The sequence below is a fragment of the uncultured Algibacter sp. genome (assembly GCF_963976535.1).
In the GTDB taxonomy this organism is placed as follows: Bacteria; Bacteroidota; Bacteroidia; order Flavobacteriales; family Flavobacteriaceae; genus Algibacter_B.
The window spans coordinates 1-18,406 of sequence record NZ_CAXBLF010000060.1 but is presented as its reverse complement, the minus strand read 5'-3'; the positions used below and the strand labels follow the sequence as shown (position 1 = coordinate 18,406).

Annotated in this window: 13 protein-coding genes; all 13 read left to right on the top strand. The window is 33.4% G+C overall.

Going from position 1 to position 18,406, the window contains the following annotated elements:
• On the top strand, positions 1 to 191 hold a 191-nt coding region (locus AAC024_RS13430; protein ID WP_339896000.1), incomplete at its 5' end, for a T9SS type A sorting domain-containing protein.
• 131 nt (positions 192 to 322) lie between these two features.
• A complete protein-coding gene (locus AAC024_RS13425; RefSeq protein WP_339895999.1) occupies positions 323 to 2,638 on the top strand; it encodes a chondroitinase-B domain-containing protein in 2,316 nt (771 codons plus the stop codon).
• 55 nt (positions 2,639 to 2,693) lie between these two features.
• Entirely contained in the window at positions 2,694 to 4,958 is a 2,265-nt protein-coding gene (locus tag AAC024_RS13420) for an alginate lyase family protein (protein ID WP_339895998.1), read from the top strand.
• Between the two features lie 12 nt (positions 4,959 to 4,970).
• Positions 4,971 to 5,318, top strand: coding sequence for a cupin domain-containing protein (locus AAC024_RS13415; protein ID WP_339895997.1), 348 nt, complete (start codon positions 4,971 to 4,973; stop codon positions 5,316 to 5,318).
• Positions 5,319 to 5,452: 134 nt separating this feature from the next.
• Positions 5,453 to 8,701: a SusC/RagA family TonB-linked outer membrane protein gene (locus AAC024_RS13410; protein ID WP_339895996.1), complete on the top strand. Its 3,249-nt coding sequence runs from the start codon at positions 5,453 to 5,455 to the stop codon at positions 8,699 to 8,701.
• Positions 8,702 to 8,707: 6 nt separating this feature from the next.
• Positions 8,708 to 10,309, top strand: coding sequence for a RagB/SusD family nutrient uptake outer membrane protein (locus tag AAC024_RS13405; RefSeq protein WP_339895995.1), 1,602 nt, complete (start codon positions 8,708 to 8,710; stop codon positions 10,307 to 10,309).
• Between the two features lie 18 nt (positions 10,310 to 10,327).
• Positions 10,328 to 11,557: a hypothetical protein gene (locus tag AAC024_RS13400; RefSeq protein ID WP_339895994.1), complete on the top strand. Its 1,230-nt coding sequence runs from the start codon at positions 10,328 to 10,330 to the stop codon at positions 11,555 to 11,557.
• Between the two features lie 23 nt (positions 11,558 to 11,580).
• Positions 11,581 to 13,059, top strand: a complete 1,479-nt coding sequence (locus AAC024_RS13395) for a PKD domain-containing protein (protein WP_339895993.1) — start codon at positions 11,581 to 11,583, stop codon at positions 13,057 to 13,059.
• A gap of 35 nt (positions 13,060 to 13,094) precedes the next feature.
• Complete coding sequence (locus AAC024_RS13390) at positions 13,095 to 14,012, top strand: polysaccharide lyase family 7 protein (protein WP_339895992.1); 918 nt, start codon at positions 13,095 to 13,097, stop codon at positions 14,010 to 14,012.
• Between the two features lie 11 nt (positions 14,013 to 14,023).
• Complete coding sequence (locus AAC024_RS13385) at positions 14,024 to 14,938, top strand: polysaccharide lyase family 7 protein (protein ID WP_339895991.1); 915 nt, start codon at positions 14,024 to 14,026, stop codon at positions 14,936 to 14,938.
• Between the two features lie 127 nt (positions 14,939 to 15,065).
• Positions 15,066 to 15,770 (top strand): FadR/GntR family transcriptional regulator, encoded by a 705-nt coding sequence (locus AAC024_RS13380; RefSeq protein WP_339895990.1) that lies wholly within the window; start codon positions 15,066 to 15,068, stop codon positions 15,768 to 15,770.
• 199 nt (positions 15,771 to 15,969) lie between these two features.
• Entirely contained in the window at positions 15,970 to 17,268 is a 1,299-nt protein-coding gene (locus AAC024_RS13375; protein ID WP_339895989.1) for an MFS transporter, read from the top strand.
• Between the two features lie 37 nt (positions 17,269 to 17,305).
• On the top strand, positions 17,306 to 18,070 hold the full coding sequence (locus AAC024_RS13370; protein WP_339895988.1) for an SDR family NAD(P)-dependent oxidoreductase: 765 nt from the start codon (positions 17,306 to 17,308) through the stop codon (positions 18,068 to 18,070).
• Positions 18,071 to 18,406: the final 336 nt, after the last annotated feature.

The following is an 18,406-nucleotide window of genomic DNA, read 5'->3' as shown; positions in this document are numbered from 1 at the left end:
ATTTTATAAATATTCAATCAAAAAACATAAAAGTGTCTTCAGTAGATATGTATAATGTTCTTGGAGCAAAAGTACTATCTTCAGAATTAACAAATAACCGTGTAAATGTTTCTAATCTAGTAAAAGGTGTTTATTTTATGAAAATAAATGCTGATGGAGGAAGCGCAATTAAAAAAGTAGTTGTTCAATAAGCACAACTCATTATAAAAAAAAGCCTTTTAAATTTTAAGAGGCTTTTTTTATATTGAACTCATTTAAACTTTTTAGCTAATTGAAAAAGTTTAAATGAGTTCATTGTATCATTTATTATTAAAACCTTAGTATGAAAATTTATTTTTACATTTTAGCTGTGTTTGTTTTATGTTTCTCTTGTGCAGAAGCTAACAAAAGTTCAATAGGTCTTGTTAAAACTAATCAAGAATTATATGAAGCTATTAAAAGTGCAAAACCTGGAGACGAAATTGTTTTAAGCAATGGTGTCTGGAAAGATGTAGAAATTAAATTTATAGCTCTAGGCACAAAGGGTAATCCAATAATTTTAAGAGCCGAAACTGAAGGTGAAGTTTTTATTGAAGGTGTTTCAAACTTAGCTTTTGGCGGCGAATATTTAGTAGTTAGTGGCTTACATTTTAGAAATGGATATTCACCATCAAAAAATGTAATAGCTTTCAGAATAGATGAAGATAGCGTAGCAAATAACTGTCGAGTTACAAATTGCGTCATTATAGATTTTAATAAATTACAACGTGATGATGATGATCTTTGGGTTCAATTTTATGGAAGACACAATCAATTAGATCATTGTTATATTGCTGGTAAAACAAACGGAGGGCCAACAGTTAGGGTTGATTTAAAAGGAAATCAAAGCATTAGAAACTATCATAAAATTGTAAATAATCATTTTGGACCTCGACCTCGAAAAGGTGGTGCAAGAGGTGAAACTATTCAGTTAGGAAGTAGTTTCACGTCTATGAGTCCAAGTAACACAACCATTGCAAATAACTTGTTTGAAGCATGTAATGGCGAAGTTGAAATAATTTCAAGTAAAACCAATTTCAACGAAATTAAAAATAATGTGTTTTACAAAAGTGAAGGTTCCGTAGTCACACGACATGGAAATTATGCTATGATTGATGGGAATTATTTTATTGGTGACGGTGAAAATAAAAATTATGGAGGTATTCGTATTGTAAATACAGGGCATTGGATTGTAAATAACTATTTCTATAATATTATAGGTGAAAATTTCAGAAGTCCGTTAGCTATCATGAATGGCATTCCAAAATCGCCTCTAAATAGATATAACCAAGTAACGGACGTTGTGGTTGCTTATAATACATACGTAAATTGTAAGTCGCCTTGGCAATTTGGCGTGGGCACAAATATTGCCCAAAAGGATGTTTTGCCTTTATCTGAAATTCGTTCGGCAAGACCAATCAGAACTACAGTTGCCAATAATATCATTTATAATGATAAAGGTGATGAATTCCCAGTTGTTGAACATGATAAAGCTGACGGTGTTACATTTAAAAGTAACATAATTGATAATAAAGGGGTTGCATTTAATGACTTTGACGGCGGTATTCAATCGGCTTCATTAGAGTTGAAAAAAATATCAGAAAATATTATAATTCCAACAGGAGTTTCAGATACTATTAACCCTTATATTGGTTTCGATTTCAACACAATTACAAAAGATTTATTCGGAAATTCAAGAGTAAATAGTAATAGTATAGGTGCCGTTACAAGTGCAGATGTAGATAACCCTACTATTTTAGATAAATCTAAATACGGTGCAACTTGGTTTTCAAATGAAGTGGAAGCAAAAGAACCTATAACGCATGTTGTCGATAAAGCAGCAGATTTTCAAACTAAAATAAATAAAGCTAATAATGGCGATATTATTGAATTAAACGAAGGTGTTTATTCAATTGAAAGCGCTTTAGTCATTAATAAAACAATTACTGTTCAATCAAAAGATAAAGAAACCGTTCAAGTCATTTTTACAGGTAACAGCTATACACCACTTTTCGAAATGCATCCTAAAGGCATATTGACTTTAAACAATATCATTTTAAAAGGAAACAATTCAAATTATGCTTTTGCTAGTTTAAAAGAAAACATGTCGAATCATTTTGGATTAACAGTTTCAGGATGCGAAATAAGCGACTTCAACTATGTTTTAAAAGCTTATAAACAAACATTTGCAGAACAAATTACTTTCGAAAACACATCTATTTCTAATTGTGAAAATGGGTTAGAATTATCGGAAGAAATTAATGATAAGGGCGATTATAATACAGAATATTTAACAATAAATAATTGTATTTTTAATAGCGTAAAGGCCAATGTTATTGATTATTACAGAGGTGGTTATGACGAATCTACAATTGGAGGAAACCTACTAGTGTCTAACAGCACATTTACAAATTGTGGTGCAAAAGAGAAGACTGGTTTGTTATTAAATCATAGAGGTATTGTAAATGTAAACATTACTAAAAATACATTTAAAAATAACCCTGTACAATTTGTATCTATTCTTTGGGGAGCAAAAAATAATGTGGAATCAGAAAACACAATAATAAATTCTGGACAAATTAAAACCGAAGAAAATTTGAAGATGAAACTGATGTACTAATAATGGCGAATTTGAAAACATTATTTATTTACAGATTCAAATTAAAAAACTAAAAATGAAAAAAATCTCATATTTATTTACTATTGTTATTTTGGGTTTTGCATCTTGTAAAGACGAAAATAATTCGGTTAGCGATATAGCTTCAAATTCAGAAACCAATCATCCAAATTTAATTTTAACAAAATCTGGTGTTGAAAAAATTAAATCTCAATTGGGGAGCATCCCCATATTTGATAAATCTTTAGCAAAAACAAAAGAAGAAATTGATGCCGAAATTGCATTGGGAATAGAAACACCAATACCAGTAGATTATTCTGGTGGATATACGCATGTACGTCATAAACGTAACATGGTAGCGTTACAAAAAGCTGGTGTGTTATTTCAAATTTTAGATGACGAAAAATATGCAAAATATGTAAAAGACATGTTAATGCAATATGAGGAAATGTATAAAACATTACCATTGCATCCAAAAACAAGATCGTATGCGCGAGGGAAATTATTTTGGCAAAGTCTAAACGATTCTAATTGGTTAGTTTACGTAAGTCAAGCTTATGATTGTGTTTATAATTATTTATCTGAAGAAGAACGCAACAAACTAGAAACAAATTTATTTAAACCATTTGCAGATCATATTTCTATCCACAGTCCTCAATTTTACCAAAGAGTCCACAACCATAGTACGTGGGGAAATGCAGCTGTTGGCATGATTGGTTTAGTAATGAATGACCAAGAATTAATTGATCGTGCTTTGTATGGAATTAAAGGTGTAGATTTAGATAAAACCGCTAAAGATGATGATGGTGGCTTTTTAAATAAAGACGGTAAAGCTGGGTTTTTAGCAAACATAGAAGAACCTTTTTCGCCAGATGGTTATTACAACGAAGGACCATATTACCAACGTTACGCTATGTATCCTTTTTTGATTTTTGCAGAAGGATTACATAACGTAAAACCAGAATTAAAAATATTTGAATACAAAGAAGGTGTATTGCTAAAATCTATTAATGCCTTGTTAAATTTATCTGATGCAGATGGCGATTTTTTCCCGCTTAACGATGGTCAAAAAGGAATGTCTTACTACACAAGTGCTTTAGTTACAGCAGTGGATATTTCGTATCATTTTGGTACGCACGATCCAGGTTTGTTATCCATTGCATCTGCACAAGATCGCGTTTTATTAGACGATTCTGGTCTGGCAGTAGCGCTTGGTATTAAAAATGGTAAAGCAGAACCTTTCAATAAAAAATCTATTAACCTTTCTGATGGGCCCAATGGAAAACAAGGTGGTGTTGCTGTGTTGCGAAATGAAGAAATTGAATTAGTTTTTAAATATGCAGCACAAGGATCTAGTCATGGTCATTATGATAAATTATCATTTTCTTTATATGAAGATGGAGAAGAGGTTATTCAAGACTACGGACTGGCTCGATTTGTTAATATAGAACAAAAAGGTGGCGGTAATTATTTAAAAGAAAATAAAACATGGGCAAAACAGACCATAGCGCATAATACAATAACACAAAATGAGGTAAGCCATTTTGGAGGAAAATACGAAGTTGGAAGTAAATACCATTCCGAATTGTATTTTTATGATGATACGAATCCACATGTTCAAATAGTAAGCGCAAAAGAAGCTAATGCTTATCCAGGCACAGAATTGCATAGAACGTTTGCAATAATTAATGATGAAGATTTTGAAAAACCTTTTGTAGTAGATATAATGAATGTAAATTCTGAAAGTGAAAACCAGTACGATTTTCCATACTATTATTTTGGGCAAATTATGAAAACCGATTTCCAATACACAGTACCTTCAGAGTTGAAGCCTTTAGGTAAGTCATTCGGGTATCAACATTTATGGAAAGAAGCTGAAGGTAAGCCGTTATCAGATAATGCAAAATTTTCATGGTTAAACCATGGTAAGTTTTATACCATAACAACAACATCCGATGCTACGGATAATTTAATTTTAGCAAGAATAGGAGCAAAAGACCCAGAGTTTAATTTAAGACCAGAACCTGCTTTTATAATTAGAAGGCATGCTAAAAGCACAATATTTGCGTCTGTAATTGAATCACATGGAAATTATAGTCCAGTATCAGAATCTGCAGTAAATGCCTATAGTAGTGTTTCAAGTTTAAAAGTGGCTTATAATGGCGAAAATTATACGGCAGTTAAAATTGAAGATGCAAAAGGTAAAATAAAGATGTTGCTTTTAGCTAATAATGGTACATCAAATAAAAGAGAGCATATCTTAGAAATAGGGAATGAAGAATATAAATGGTTAGGGCCATATACTTATATAACTATAAATTAAAACGAAATCAAAATGAAAACATTTGGAGCAAGTAAAGAATTTTTAATAGGAGATGAAATTGAATGGGAAACCGTTGGAGATGGTGTTCAAAGAAAAATAATGGGCTATGATGATAAAATCATGCTAGTGGATGTCAATTTTGCAGAAGGAGGTGTTGGTCCAATGCACGAGCATTATCATTCGCAAGTTACCTATGTAGTAAGTGGTGAGTTTGAGTTAACTATTGGCGATGAAACCAAAATGATGAAAGCTGGTGATGCATTTTATATTCCACCACACGTAATGCATGGTGCCATTTGTAGAAAAGCAGGAAAATTAATTGATGTATTTAGCCCAATCCGTGAAGATTTTATGGAATAAACTTGCTAATAAACAGAATTAATTTGTTTTAACAAAAAATTGGCATATATTTGGGAAACCAATCTGGTAAACCAATCTGGTTTTGCCGCAATAATAAAGACTAACTCGATGTGTAACGCTCAAAAAAACTAATAATGAATTTAAAAAATAAGCTAACTTTAATTGCAGTATTGTTTTTCAATATTGTGTTAATTGCACAAAACGGAACTGTTTTAAAAGGTACTGTTACTTCTGCATCCGATGGTATTCCCATACCTGGAGCAAACGTAATTGTTGTAGGAACATCTAATGGAACTACAACCGATTTTGATGGCAAGTATGAAATAAAATCCAAAAAAGGCGTTGTATTACAATTTTCGTATTTAGGATATACCACTCAAACCATAATTGTAGGAGACCAAACAACAATCAACATTTCGTTAGCAGAAGATGTGGCTCAACTTGATGAGGTTGTCGTTATTGGTTATGGAGATCAAAAACAAAAGAATGTAACTAGTGCTTTAACAAAAATAGACGCTAAAGAAATTCAAGATGTATCTGTAGCTCGTGTAGAAGACGCGCTTCAAGGTAGAATTGCAGGTTTAAGGATACAAACAGTAGCCTCAGAAGCAGGAGGTGACCCAAAGATAACGCTTAGAGGCCCTGGTTCAATTACAGGTTCTTCTTCGCCTTTAATTGTTGTAGATGGAGTTGTGTTGGGTACAGATGCTGATATTTTATCTTCTATTGATAACAATAATATAGAATCCATAAGTGTATTAAAAGATGCATCGTCAGTGGCTATATATGGTTCACGTGGTGCAAACGGTGTGATTATGGTAACACTCAAACAGGGTGTTGAAGGAAAAACAAAGTTCTCTTATAATACATTTACAGGTTACAAATTTGCAACCGATAATAAAAATTTTACATTTTCTGTTGCTGAAGAGCGAACTCGGTTAAATGGTTTGCAGGCTGCTGTTGATGGTATTGTGGATCCTGTGAATTTTGAGAGGGTTAATACTAGGTATGATCAAGCTTATGCTGAGTTAGCGGCTTGGGATTATTTATCTTCTTTAAGTGGAGGTGAGATAGACTTGCAAGATGAAATTTTGCCTGGAGGTACTATAACTAGCCATTCATTTGGTGCAAGAGGAGGGTCGGAGCTTACAAAGTACTCTGCATCAGTCGCTTATCTTGAGGATGAAGGTATAGCTTTGGCAGATAAATTTAAAAAATACAATGCAAATCTAAAAATAGATACTAAATCTAAGAATGGAAAGATTAAGGTTGGGGTTAACTTGCGTGCCAGTTATAATGATCAGGATAGATTACCTGCAAGATTTACTGATGCTTTAAGACAGTATGGCGCCATACCAACATATCTAAATCAAGATCAATTAGATATTTTTAATGCTTATAGAGATGCAGGTGGAGAACTTAGTACTGCGGGTACTCAGTACGAAAATTTAGAGGTTGGTAGTTATGGGTTTTCACGACTTTTTGATAGAGTTTTCTTTCAAGGACAGGACAATCCTAGAGGACTTCTTATAGATCCTAACACAGGCCTTCCAGTAATTAATACTCAACAAGGTCTTCCAGGACAGCTAACATTAGGTCTTACTAGAAATGTAGGACCGTTAGTGCCTTATTTAGAAAGATCTAGGATTAAAAGAAGGTTTAGTTTAAATGCATCAATGTATGTAGATTATAAATTAGCTAAAGGTCTTAACTTTAAACAAACTATTTCAGGTGTTTTCAGACATACTAAAAACAACGATGCGGATTTTGTTCTCGGAAATGAGAATATCGTATCATTTGGTGATGAAGCGTTCCGTTTAGAAAGAAGAGATGAGGTAAATCAGTATGTGATTGAATCTGTTTTACGATATAAGAGAGATTTTGGCAAACACAATTTTAATACAATTTTAGGTTTCGAATTCACAAATAGAGACTTTTATAGACAAGAATCAGAAGCCTTTGGTGTGTATTCAAATGATTTTAATGAAAACATTGCACTAGCAGACGAAGGGACAACATTTACACAAAATGGCTCAGACAAATTAGTTTCATATTTTGGTAGATTGGATTATAATTATGATGAGAAGTATTTATTCCAAATTTCTGCACGTACTGATGGTAGTACCAGATTTGGTTCAAATACCAGATATGGATTTTTCCCAGCGGTATCTGTAGGTTGGAATGTGTCTAGTGAAGACTTTTTAGTGTCAAGTGATGTTGTTACTTTTCTTAAGCTAAGAGCTAGTTATGGTATTTCAGGCTCTAATCAAATCTCGAATAACATATTCGATTCTTTATATAGATTTGAAGAAACATACGCCATAGTTAGTGCTAATGGACAAACAGGTGTTAAAAATACAGCTTTAGCTAATTCAAATTTAGGTTGGGAGAAACTAGTAGAGTTTAATCCTGGTTTAGATATAACTTTCGGAAGAAATCTATTTAGTTTAACAGCCGATTACTATACACGAACAAGTGAAGATTTAATACTTTCTGCGCCAGTATCCGCAGCTTATGGAGTGGATACTTTCTTGCAAAATATTGGAAAAGTTAGAAATCAAGGGCTTGAACTTGCTCTAAGTTCTAGAATTTGGAGTAATGAAAATTTTAGCTGGAGAGCTTCTGGGCAGTTTAGCTTAAATAGAAATGAAGTGTTGGATTTAGGAGGGAATGAACAAATAATATCTAGGATAGATCAAGAAAGTAGACCAACAGAGTTTGTTGCCAGAATAGGATCTCCCATAACATCTTTCTACGGTTATGTTTTTGACAGAGAAATTGATATCGATTTTATCGATAACCCATTCAATAGATTTAACAACGATTTTGCAGAAGTTTACGTAAAAGATTTAAATGGAGATGGTATTATTGATGCAGATGATAGAACCGAGTTAGGTAGTCCATATCCTGATTTTGAATGGGGATTCATTTCTGATTTTACTTTTAAAAATTTGGATTTTTCTTTTCAATTACAAGGGTCTCATGGTGGGGAAGTAAGAGTAGCGGATTTAGATCAATTACTTTTTGCAAGTGAAGGGGCTGTGCAAGCTACCGCATTGCCTGAAGTAGAACGAGATAAAGTAGTACCCAGAAGATTTACTAGTGCACAAATACAAGATGCTTCTTTTATTACATTAAGAAATATTACTATTGGTTACACTATGCCAGAATCATTAACTACTAAGCTAAACTTTAATAGAATGAGGCTGTACTTAACAGCAAATAATTTATTATACAAAACAGCCAAAGGGTATCAAGGATTTAATCCTGAAGCTGCAGGACAAACATCTAGTAACGCAAATACACCTTTAACAGCAGGTTATCAAAGAGGAGATGGACCTGTGGTAAGAACTATATCTGCTGGTATTAACTTTCAATTTTAATCAATCATGAAAAAAACATTTAAATATATAAAAGTATGCCTTATTATGATAGCTTTTTTTACTAGTTGTGAAGAAGAGTTAGATTTAAATAATCCAAATGCATTTTCTCTTGAGGAATTACTGCAAACCGCTGATGGATTTGAGTTATTAGCGGTTGGTGTTATGGACAGTTATCAAAAAATTCCAGCAAACGAATTTTTGTTAATTGAGTTAAGATCAGATAACAGTAGAGCGAATGCACAAAACGGAGTCTATCCCGATATTGATTCTTATAATATGGATGCTAACAATGGTGATGCAGCCACGTATTGGTCTAATAATTATGCTACGATTTTTAGAGCAAATAGTATTATAGATAATCGCTTTTTAGCGTCAGAAGAATATCAATATACTATTGGGGAAGCCTATTTTTTTAGAGCTTTATGTCATTTCAATTTGGTAAGAGCCTATCAGAATATCCCATATTTAGATAAAGTAATTGATATTAATTCTGATGAAGCATCAAATTATCCACAATTACCACCATCAGAAGTTTACCAGAAAATCATTGAGGATTTTAGAACTTCAATAGCCTTTTTAAACGGAGCTGCTCAAAATAGGTATCGGCCTTCAGAAGGTGCAGCTATTTGTTTATTAGCTAAAGCTTTTTTAAGTCAGCCAAATCCTAATTATCCTGAGGCTGAATTGTTATTGGCTTCTGTAATAGAGAACAAGGCTTCTTTTGGTTATGATTTATTGACTATTGATAGGGAAGATTCAGAAAATTTCTTATTCGATGCTGATCCAACAAATCCTACGGTAAATATTTTAACAACTGAAGAATATCGAGCAAATCAAGCCATTACCTTTGCTAAGATTTTTGGTAATGAATTTACTGGTGAATTTTCATCTGATAATTTCCGATTGGATGGTACCTTTTCTAATAATGAAGGACTTGAACTTCATGAAGAAATTATTTTTTCTATATCTTATGAAGCAATTAACACTGATAATGTAGTAAGTAGTCAGAGTGGTTTAGACGATCAAGTTGAAACTGATGCAGAAGGCTTTAGTAATGCCATGACAGCCAGTGGACCATCTAATGGTGTAAATGTGGCTACCTTAGATTTATTATCGGTAATGAATCCAGAACTACAACCAGTTAGGTTTGATGGTACTTTTAGAAGCATCACAGTTATTGCTGATGATCTTTTAAATGATACATTTAATTCTAAATATCCATCTTCTGGTGAAGCTAACGGAAATGATTGGATTGTTTTAAGATATGCAGATGTACTCTTATTATATGCAGAAGCCATTTTGGCTGGTGGAGATTCTACTACCGATACCAGAGCAATTGATGCATTTAATCAAGTAAGACTTAGAGCAGGCTTAGAAGAAGTTGTTAATTTAACAAAACAACAATTACTAGAAGAACGCAGAGTGGAATTTACATTTGAAAATCAACGCTTATACGATTTAATAAGATTTAATGAGGCTGATAATATTCTTGGCGCTCATTCAAATGCTAATGGTTTTTTGTATACAAGTGATAAAATTTATCTTCCTATTCCACAAAGAGAACTAGATAATTTACCTGGTGTTTATAAACAAAATAACGGATACTAAAATTAAAATTGCATAACAATGAAAAAATATTTGTTTAATTTAAAATATATAGCTTTAGGAATCTTTGTTTTCTTAAGTTCATGTTTAAGTGATGATTTACCAGATGTAGGGGACATAGTTGATCTTACAGGGCCAACACCATCATTTAACTTTAATGAGATTACAACATCTCAGTTTACCTGTGACGAAGCATTAATATTTGCCGATTACGAAATTTATTTTGAGGCAGGCACTAACTTATCTGTAAATGGTACGCAGTATGAGTGGTCTTTTGCAGAAATAATTAATGACACAGAGGAAATACCTGTTAGCGATATAGAATACATTAATAGCCAGCGAATAGTTCTAGTTGCTTCTATTGAGGCATTAAATGCTGATGTTATAGCTTTAGAAGAGGATATCGAAGAACTTGAATTAAAGTTACCATGCGAAACGGATCAAGCTAAAAGAAATGCTATTTTAGCTGAGATTGATGCTTTAGAAATTGCTTTGCAAGCTACGAAAGATGCAGTACCAGAAGAGACTCTTGCAAGTATTGCAGATTTAGAAAATCAGATTTCTAATTTGCCTGTAGGCACCATTAACGATCAAAATGTAATTGTTGCTTTCCCAGGACCAGGCACCTATAAAATTGCATTAACAGTAACCGATAATAATGGTTGGAGTAATGCTATTGATGAGAATATTACCATTACTGAAGCAATACCAACTATTCCAGTTCCTGAAATTGGAGAACCAAGCTTTGAAGCTAATAGTTTGCCTGATGGAACAGGAGACGGTAGAGATTCTTGGAGAGTACCAAGTAACACGGCATGGAGTCCGCTAGGGGGTGGAACTACAGTAATTCAGATTAATACCGATACTAGTCCTGGGGAAGGAGCAGATTTGCCAGACGGTGTAAAAGCGGCTAAATTCCCTGCGGGTGGTGCTAGAGTAGCTTACCAAGAAATTGAAGTTACTCCTGGGGCGGAATATGTTTTAACCTATTATTCAGCTTTTGAAGTTACCCAATTTGCAGACCTTACCGTTTCAATTTTGAAGCCAACAACATCTAATTATACTGAATCTTTATTGGAAGACAATATTATTGCTTCTAGAACCGATAACAATATTGATAGAGTTGACAATATATTTAGACAACACGCCCTTTCTTTTGAAGCTGGTGAAAACGAATCGGTTATTATATTTGTAACCAACTCAGGAGATGAAAGCAGATTGGATTTCTTTCAGATTTTAGTTAAACAATAAATAAGATTTTAAAATATAATATTATGATTTGTAAAACAATTAAAAAATACAACATAGGTGTTCTTTTACTACTGTCTATGTTTTTTGGCCTCATATCATGTTATGATAGTGGTTATGAAGAGTTCGTTCCGCCAACAGGAAATATAAACAACATACAACCTAACACGCTATTTACAACCACTACAAGTGCTGATGACAATTTAAAAATCGTATTCAGAAGTTACTCCACAGATGCTGTGTCGTATCTATGGGATTTTGGAGATGGTAATACCTCAACAGAAGCAAATCCAGATTACGCGTATTCAACAGGTGGATTATATACAGTTACATTAACCACTGTAAGTTCAGATGGCTTAGAAGCGACTTCTTCTGTAGATGTAGCGCCTATTTTTGTTGATTTTAACTTTAGCGCAATTGATTCAGAAGTAACTTTCGAGAATCTAACTTCAGGTGCTCAATCATTAGTTTGGGATTTTGGTGATGGTGAATCCGTTGAGTGGAATATAGAGGATACGGAAGATGACCCAGATTTTAGTCCCGTGCATGCCTACAAAACTGCTGAGACTTTTGAAGCAAAACTTACAGCAACTAATTATTTAGGAGTTCAAGTTTCTGTTTCCAAGAATATAGAAGGCTTAATTCTATCTACAGTTCCAGACTTTACGTTTGAGGTGTCTTCTTTAACAGTAACTTTTACAGACGCTTCAATTTTAGCAGTATCACATAGCTGGGATTTCGGGGATGGAAACACTTCAACAGAGGTTAACCCAACTTATACATATGCTGTAGCTGGAACTTATGATGTAATGTTAACAACTACAAATAATGCTGGTGTATCAAGAAGTGTTACTAAACCGGTTCCTGTTGGAGGTATTGAGGCTACATTTAAAGCTATTGTATTAAATAGCACGGGTAATGATCACACATCTAATACAGGTGATAATGCTGATGCTTGGGATATGACGCCTAACTCTACTGTAGTAGACGATGTTTTAGGAGAGATAGATAGTCCATATAGAGCCATTTGGTATAATTCTGATTTAAATGCTTATATCGATGCAACATACTGTACTAATGAACAACCAGGTTCTACAAGTGATGGTAACAAATTTGGACCTAATGCTGGTGGTGGTAGAGGAGTAAAGCTAAGTAATAGTTGTCGTCGATTGTACCAAGTGGTAGCAGTTGAGCCAGGTGTAGAGTATACATTTACTATTGATACGCGTTCTGAAGCTGAAGGAATTAATACGGAAGTATATATTTTGAATAACGAAATAACAACTGAAGTAGGTATTCTAGATAATGCCGATGCTTATTTTGACATTACAAACGATTTTAATAGTTCTAAATCCTCAAGTTCTAATGATACTTTTACTACAACAACATTTACTTTTGAAGCTTCAGCAAACATTGCTGTAATATATGTTAGAGCATTAAACGCTGTTGATAGCAGTAATGAAGTATTTATTGATAATATTGATATCATTACTCCTGGGTTTTAATATTAAATAATCCAGAATAATAAATTAAATAAAAAATGAAACACTTCCGAAAAGAGATAATAAGCATTTTAATAATAGCATTTCTATCTGCCAACGCTTTCTGTCAAACTCAGAAGGGAAGTGTTTCAGAATCGGGTGTTAAAATTGAAAAGAAGAAAAGGAAGAAAAAAAAGAAAAAATACAAATTACCCGAAATTGATTTAAGCCATTGGAAAGTAACGTTACCTGTTACAAATGATGAGGGTAAACCTTATGAAATTAGTCCACCGGAGATTCTAGATTTTGCTAATAATGAAATAGCAAAACCTTATATGTATATAGATTCAACTAAAGGTGCTATTGTGTTTCATGCAATGCCTACCAATTCTAAAACTAAAAACACAAAGTATACAAGGTCGGAATTAAGAGAGCAAATGGTGCCTGGTGATAATAATACGAATTGGACTTTCGCAGATGGTGCTTATATGAAAGGTAAAATAGCTATGGAAGAAACAACTAAAGCTGAAGATGGTAAATATCATAGAACCATTATTATGCAAATTCATGGCAGATTAACTAATAAACAACGTGATTTAATAGGAGAAGACGATAATAATGCGCCGCCTATTTTAAAAATTTATTGGGATAAAGGTAAAATAAGAGTGAAGACCAAGTTAATCAAGAATTTAAATGCAAGTGATGAAGAATTGCTGCATGAAGATGCTTGGGATGATGACGAAGGTTTTAATTTTGAACAAGAAGTAGGGTTTAGAAAATTCACTTTGGAAGTACAGGTTTCAGAAGGTAAAATGGTTGTTATACTAAATGGTAATGAGTACAAAGTTTACGAAAGTATTCACATGAGAAGATGGGGTATTTTTGAAAACTATTTTAAAGCAGGAAACTATTTTCAGTCAAGAGATAAAGGGTCGTTTTCAAAAGTGAGGTTTTACGAATTAGAAGTTAGTCATTAAATATTTTTAAGTTGATAAAGGATAAATTAAACATAGAAGCTGTAAGAAGATTATTTTTAGGAGTAGTTACGTTTTGCGTTGTGTTTGGTTGCTCAATCAATACTTCAGAAGAAGAAAATGGTAATCAAGAAGAAGAGCAAGAAGTAATTGAAGAAGTAGTTAATTATAAATTGCCCAACATAGACTTAAGTCATTGGAAAGTTACATTACCCATAGGTAACCCCACAGAAGTTAAGCCACCAGAAATTTTAAATTATGCAACCAATGAAACATTAAAACCATTTTTCTTTAATGATTCTATAAATGGAGCGCTAATGTTTTACACATATCCTGGAGCTTCAACAGCTAACTCATCGTATTCTAGAACAGAGTTAAGAGAATTAATGAACCCAAGCGATGGTGGAAAAACAAATTGGACGTTTTCTCAAGGAGGAAATATGAAAGGGAAATTGCAAATGGGATCTGTATCAAAAGATAGTGATGATAAGTACCATAGAACTATTATTATGCAAATTCATGGTAGATTAACCGATGCGCAACGAGATTTAATTGGAGAAAATGACAACAATGCACCTCCTATTTTAAAGATTTATTGGACTTATGGTTACGTGAGAGTGAAGACCAAAGTTTTAAAAGATTTAAATGCTTCAGCTACTGAAATATTGCGTACTGATGCTTGGGGAGATGATGATGGGCATACTTTTGTAAAGTACGTTGGGTTCGATCCATTTACTTTAGAAGTTAAAGTTGAAGCAGGTAGAATGGAAGTGATTTTGAATGACAGTGAATCTATAGTTTATGATGACATTCATATTCAAAAATGGAATGTTTTTGAAAATTATTTTAAGGCAGGTAATTATTTAGTAACTAAAGATGATGGTGCTTTTGCGACCGTAAAGTACTATAACTTGGAAGTGAAACATTAATAATAATATTTGGTTAACCAATAAATAAGTTATAAGGTTAACTATAAATGGAAAAAAAATAATAATTAGAAGTATTATTGTATAGAGGTTACAAGAGGTAACTATTATGAATATTAATTTTTAACACATGAAATTAGAGGTACTTACGATAAGTGATAGTAAAGAAATACAAAATTCAATAATCAGTAAGATTAAAGAATTAATAAATTATAAAAATCTTGAACCAGGTGATAAGCTGCCGTCAGAAAGAATGCTGTCGGAAAAATTTGGTGTTACTAGAGGCAATGTTCGTGATGCTATTCAAAAGCTTGAATTCTATGGTTTGTTAAAATCAATTCCACAGAGTGGAACATTTGTTGCCAATATTGGTGTGGTAGCCATGAATGGAATGATAGATGATATTTTAAGATTAGATACCCAAAGTTTTAAATCATTAGTAGAAACTAGAATTGTATTAGAGTTAAAAACCGTAAAATGTGCAGCAGTAAGACGTTCTGAAGATGATTTGAAAATGATTAAGGCAGCTTTAGATGCCTATGAAGAAAAGGTGTTATCTGGTAAAGATGCTGTACAAGAAGATTTATTGTTTCATTTAGCCATTGCCAGAGCAAGTGGTAATGCTACTATGAATATGTTTATGTTAACCATAACACCACAAATAATTATGGATTTTGAAAAATATCATGTTTGTGATGCACCACTTGATAGCGGAAGAATTGAAGAGCATCTTGAAATATACGAAGCTATAAAAAATCAAAATCCTGATTTGGCTCAACAAAAAATGAAAAATCATTTTAATGTACTGTATGAGTATATTAATAAAATAGAATAAAACAAAATCCAATTGAAAAATAAAAAGCCATGCCTTTGTTTTTTAAATTACAAAATAAATTAAAAAAAGAATGTGCGACTCAATTTGGTTGATGCCGTATTTATACGACATTCTACATTGTTATAATTACGTCTATCTAAAGCATTAATACACTCTGGCATTACTTCTATATAAATATTATAAACTATAACTATAAATTATGAAAATAAAAGGTTTACGTTGGTGGGTAATTGGTTTGATAGCATTAGCAACGGTAATTAACTACATTGATAGACAGGCACTACCTGTTCTATGGCCGGATATTGCGAAGGATTTATATCCAGACAAGACACCTGATGAACGAAAAGAAATTTATGCACTTATCTCTACGTTATTTATATTTTCATATGCATTTGGTCAAGCCATTTTTGGGAAAATTTTTGACAAGCTTGGAACAAGGATAGGATTCACATTATCGATTGGGTTTTGGTCAATTGCAACCGCAATGCATGCTTTTGCAAAGGGAGTGGTTAGCCTAAGCATTTTTCGTTCTCTTTTAGGGGTGTCAGAAGCTGGAAACTGGCCCGGAGCAGCAAAAGGAAATGCAGAATGGTTTCCAACTAAGGAACGGGCATTTGCACAAGGTCTTTTTAATTCAGGTGCGGCTATTGGAGGAATCGTTGCCTTTCCTGCAATTGGGTTATTATCTGTCTATTTTAATTGGCAATACATTTTCATATTGGTTGGTATAACGGGCTTATTATGGCTTATTCCATGGTGGATTTTAGTAAAATCTCCACCTTCAAAGCACCCTTGGATAACAGATGAAGAACGAAGTTATATCTTAACGGGACAGAAGAACCAAGATGAGGATGGAGATGGAGAATTTGATGAAGGTTACAATCCGGAAACAGGTAAGATGTTAAGGCACAAAGAGAGTTGGGGTGTAATTATAGCATCAGCAGCACTTGACCCTATTTGGTGGTTATTTATTTTTTGGATACCAATATACTTAAATGAAGTTTATGGAATGGATGTGAAGTCCATTGGGTTTTATGCTTGGGTACCTTATGTTGGGGCAATGGTTGGAGCCTGGTTTGGAGGGCTACTAGCTCAGAACCGTATTAAAGCAGGTTGGACGGTAAACAAAACACGTAAGTTCGTAATCACTCTTGGATGTTTGATTATGTTACCAACCTTACTGGCGATGGCAGATCCAGGAGGGCCTGAAACTGCGGTGATATTAATGGCAGTTATTTTGTTTGGCTTCCAAACAGCAATTGGAAATGTTCAAACTTTGCCTAGTGATTTATTTGGTGGTAAAACAGTAGGCACGCTATCAGGATTTGCGGGAATGGCAGCTAAGTTAGGAGCATTTGGCTTGACAGCATTAGTCCCTTGGCTTACTTCAGGAGGTAATTATACGCCTGCATTCATTATTGGTGCAGCATTAGCTATAATTACTATGGCAAGTGTTTGGATATTATGCCCAAAAATTGCACCATTGGGAAAAAAATAAAACGTAATAAGAACAATTAAAAATAAATTTAAAGAATATGAGTAGTACAAAAGAAAGAATAGCAGTAATTACAGGAGCTACAGGTGGAATTGGTTTCGCTGTAGCAAAAAGATTGGGTAAAGACGGATACACAATAGTATTAAACGGTATCGAAGATGACGCAGGAGCTAAAAGAGTAAAAGAGCTTGCAGCAGAAGGCATCACTGCTGAATATTACGGGTTTGACGTCACAAAAGAAGATGAAGTAACTGCAAATATCACCAAAATTGGCGAAAAGTACGGTAGAATAGATGTTCTTGTTAATAACGCAGGTGGATTAGGAGGAAGATCTAGGTTTGAAGAAATGACAACTGAATTTTACAGATTTGTTATGGCACTTAACCTTGATTCTGTATTTTTTGCATCGAGAGCAGCAATACCTTTTCTTAAAAAAGGAGTAAATGCTACAATAATTAACTATACATCAAATGCAGGATGGACTGCTGGAGGTCCTGGAGCAGGAATCTACGGAACATCTAAAGCGGGTGTTCATGCAATAACTAGAGCATTAGCAAAGGATTTAGCTGAATATGGGATTAGAGTAAATGCCGTGTCTCCTGGTACCATTGATACACCATTTCATGCTCAAATTAAAGCAACGAAGCCAGAAGTTTTTGCTTCATGGGCAAATAGTATTATGTTAGGAAGATTGGGAGAACCTGAGGATGTAGCTTCTGTTGTTTCCTTCCTAGCAAGCAAGGATGCTGCTTTCTTAACAGCTGAAACTATCCAAATTGGTGGTGGACAAGCTTTAGGAATATAAGTAAAGATTTTTTTAATTTTAATAAAAGCCGTTATGTTGATATGCAAAACGGCTTTTTATTGTTATAAAAAGTAAATAGGATTTTAAACTATAACCTGAGATAGATATAACAATGAGGTTAATCATCTAAAAAAATCAATAATTTATGTTTTAATGTCAGGTTGAGCGCAGTCGAAACCTATAAAACACATCTATTTTAAAAACCTTTCGACTGCGCTCAAGGTGACAAACACCAATAATATTGACTTTTTCTTTAAATTAGAATTACTTTTGCGTCTAACTTAGGGCTTGCTGATTTTCTAAAAAAATAGACATAACTAATTATCAATCAATATA